This is a genomic window from Microbacterium sp. bgisy207, assembly GCF_057706855.1.
On sequence record NZ_JBYIPB010000029.1, the window covers coordinates 1 to 1,647 of the forward strand.

1 protein-coding gene is annotated in these 1,647 nt (G+C 66.0%); it reads right to left on the reverse strand.

Translation table 11 applies throughout. The features are described 5' to 3' along the window. Positions 1 to 18: 18 nt before the first annotated feature. The gene (locus AC3ENO_RS14880; RefSeq protein ID WP_363499275.1) at positions 19 to 1,533 is read right to left on the reverse strand and encodes an IS1634 family transposase; all 1,515 of its coding nucleotides are present in this window, start codon (positions 1,531 to 1,533) and stop codon (positions 19 to 21) included. Positions 1,534 to 1,647 lie beyond the last annotated feature (114 nt).

Consider the following 1,647-nt stretch of genomic DNA (forward strand, 5'->3'; position numbering starts at 1 on the left):
CTCCTGACTCGCGCCAAGTTAGTGCGTGACGCTCGCGGCGACGGCGTCGAGGATGGCTTGCGCCGTGTCGCCGGGTGGGGTCTTCGCTACGATCTCGTTCCCGTTGATGCTGATCGTGACGTCTCGCAGCGGTCGCAGGGTGCGGACGATCTTGCGGACGCTCGCCCCGGTGAGGTCCTGGAGATGGCGTGAGATCGCGAGGGCCGTGAACACGATCGTGAGGTGCGCGTGGATCGAGTCGGCCTCATGATGGAACATCGGTCTCGCACGGAGGTCGGTCTTCGCCATCCGGAACGATGCCTCGACCTGGAACAGTTCGTGATACGCGGCCACGATCTCATTCCCGGTGAGCCGGACCTGGGGAATGTTGGTGACGTACCCCTTCAGCCCAGCCAGTTGACGGGCCCGGTCGACGAGGACCTGATCGACGGCGGGGCGGGTGCCGGTGAGCTTGACGAACCGGTCCTTCTTGAGCGGCTTGGTCCCGTCGGCGATCTTCTGCGCCCGTTCGACCTGCTTGTCGAGGGTGTGGTTGTCGCGCCGGTCACGCTTGGCCGAGTAGTGATAGACCACCCGCCGCTGTCTGGCGTTCTCCCGGACGCCCATGATCCGCTTCGACTCCATGGTCTCGCCGTCGTGGAGGACGCCGCCGTGCGCGTCGAAGTGCTCGGCCAGGTCGTAAGGGGCCTTGCTGATTCGGGAGCCGACGATGAACGAGAACCCGGCGTCCTCGATCTGGTTCAGGTTCGACGCGGACAGCATGCCGGCGTCGGCGACGACCACGACGTCGTCGACTGCGTGTCGGTCTTGGAACGCGCGGAGCACGGGCAACAGCGTGAGCGTCTCGCCGGTGTTTCCGGGGAACTCATGAACCTCAAGCGGGAACCCGTCCGGGGTGACCAGCATCCCCACCAGGATCTGCGGGTCGACGCGGCGCTCCTTGCTCATCCCCACCTTCCGCAGCGCGTCCTCGTCCTCGGCCTCGAAGTAGAGCGTGGTCACGTCGTAGAGCACCAGCTTCACGTGCCCATGTCGGGTCGCATGCGCATACGCAGCGGTCGCGAGCTTGTCCCGCCAATCGTGTTCAACACATCTCGCGAGGGTCCGCCAGATCGTCCGCAGCCCGGGCGCCGGCACCCCGAGCTCGCCGAGCACCCGGATCGTGTCAGCCTTGCTCGTCGGCTCGACCACGCGAGCGAGGACCAGCTTCATGAACACGTCGTCATCGACAGCGGCATCGAAACCGAGCCGCCGATACGCGGCCTCCAGCACGTCCCACAGCACCCGCGAACGAGATCCCGTCACGGTCGGCGCCGCCCCGGTCGGCGCAGTCGGTGTCAGCGCGTCCAGATCGAACGTCTGCTGCCCGGCATGGATCTTGCTCTTCGCAACCGCCACCAACGCCGCAAGCTGCGCGTCGTCATGCGCCGAGCCGATGTGCTCGAGGATCGTCTGCACTCCGCGACGAGTATGCGCGATCTGCACCGCCGTGGCCCCGGAACGCGTCTTCACCTTCCGGACGAACAACCCCATCGAGGGAGTCTAAATCGCCGCCGTTAGTGCGTAACCCGCCGACCCCGAACCCCGGAAAATCAGGGCAGAACGACCAACGACCGCCGAATCAGCGCTCAAGTGGCACGAGTCAGG